Source organism: Acinetobacter uliginosus, from assembly GCF_044130295.1.
Classification (GTDB): domain Bacteria; phylum Pseudomonadota; class Gammaproteobacteria; order Pseudomonadales; family Moraxellaceae; genus Acinetobacter.
The window spans coordinates 1-1,888 of record NZ_JBIQOC010000178.1 but is presented as its reverse complement, the minus strand read 5'-3'; the positions used below and the strand labels follow the sequence as shown (position 1 = coordinate 1,888).

Below are 1,888 nucleotides of genomic sequence, written 5' to 3'. Positions count from 1 at the left end.
TGAACGCTATCGAAATAGACGGAAAAGATTCGGTTTACGCATTAACTTAATCGCTGCACTGGTAAACCGGATGAACTTGCAATAACGACTTTCGCAAGAGATCTATTTAATTAATCATATTTAATTGAAATAAAAAAAGCAGCCATAAAATGGCTGCTGTTAATCTTGATATTCTATTCTTTGGCAATAAAGCGTTGCAAACGTTCATTATCAGAATTTAATAATTCTTCTGGAGCATCATTTAATACCACATGACCGCCTTCCATGAATACCACTCGATCGGACACTTTAAACGCAAAGCGCATTTCATGGGTCACAATAATCATGGTTAACCCTTCACTTGCAAGTTCTTCAATCACTTTAAGCACTTCATTGACCAACTCAGGATCAAGTGCCGATGTCGGTTCATCAAACAAGATAATTGAAGGTTGCATGGCTAAGGCACGAGCAATCGCTACACGTTGCTGTTGACCACCGGAAAGTTGATGCGGATATTTTTTCGCATGCTGTTTCATGCCGACTTTTTCCAGCATCGCCAAAGCAGTCACTTTGCTATCTAGCACCGTACCCATGTTGTGGTACAAGGGTGCCAGCATGACATTTTCAAGAATAGTTTTATGTGGGAACAGGTTAAAATTTTGGAACACCATGCCAACATTGACAATTTGTTTTTTATATTCAGCCGAATCTTCTGTAAGTTCCTGATCTTTTAAGAACGGTTGTCCAAGTAAGTTGACTGTGCCTTTATTCAGAGATTCCAAACCATTCAGGGTACGAATAAATGTGGTTTTACCTGAACCGGAAGGACCAATAATCGAAATCACTTCACCCCATTTAACTTTCAGATCAATCCCTTTTAATACTTCTTGGTTGCCATAAGATTTATGAATATCAATGGCTTCGAGGGCAAACTCACCTTTTTGCTCATGCGTTACGTCCTTACGTGCTCGGATTGATGCTGCAGGGAGTTGGTTAAGTGGATCATTGGCTTCCAACAATCCAGGTTTACGATTGGTGATATCAATTTTACGTTCAAACCAGCCAATCAGCCAACCAAACACAGTCACAATCAATACGTAATAGAATGCGACTGCCAACATGGTTTCCATAACAAGGAAGTTTTGGGTATACAGGCGTTGTCCAACCAACAGGATTTCAGTCAGTGAAATCACGGAAACCAGTGAAGTCAGTTTTACAATCGATACATATTCATTGCCCAGGGCAGGTAATGCCACACGGAAGGCTTGAGGAATCACAATTAAACGTTGAATCCCAGAGTATTTCATCCCGAGCGCTTTGCCCGCTTCGACTTGCCCCTTATGAATAGAAGTTAAACCTCCACGGTGAATTTCTGCGATATAAGCCGCCTCACTTAAGGTCATAGCAATCAAACCGGCAATAAATGGCGAAGCTAAAACCATACTCGATGCAGGGAAAATTTGCGGCAAGTTATAGACAAATACCAGTAATACCAGCAGGGGCAAGCTTCTAAAGAACCAGATATAGAGATCACTTGACCATGCCAACGGTTTAAATTTGGACTGCTTACCAAGCGCCAAAACAAAGCCCAATACAATACCCACCACCCAGACCAAGACACTGAGTTCAATGACTGTCCAAGTGGCGATCCAAAAGCTTTTATGTGAGAATAAACTTAATGTATAAGACCAATTAAAATCCATTTAAAACCTCATTTACTTGATTCTGTTTTATTACCTTTGTTATATCGGAATTTATGTAAATAAGTAATTTTGAAAAATTGATGCATTAATATGGTTTTTATTAGATCTCTTGCGAAAGTCGTTATTGCAAGTTCATCCGGTTTACCAGTGCAGCGATTAAGTTAATGCGTAAACCGAATCTTTTCCGTCTATTTCGATAGCGTTCA

Annotated in this window: 1 protein-coding gene and 1 pseudogene; both read right to left on the bottom strand. The window is 39.8% G+C overall.

From position 1 onward, the window contains the following. Positions 1-173: 173 nt before the first annotated feature. Positions 174-953 (bottom strand): amino acid ABC transporter ATP-binding protein, encoded by a 780-nt coding sequence (locus ACE01T_RS17565; RefSeq protein ID WP_489752754.1) that lies wholly within the window; start codon positions 951-953, stop codon positions 174-176. Positions 954-1,031: 78 nt separating this feature from the next. Then, positions 1,032-1,682 (bottom strand): annotated as a pseudogene (locus ACE01T_RS17560) (amino acid ABC transporter permease); the annotation flags it as partial. Positions 1,683-1,888 lie beyond the last annotated feature (206 nt).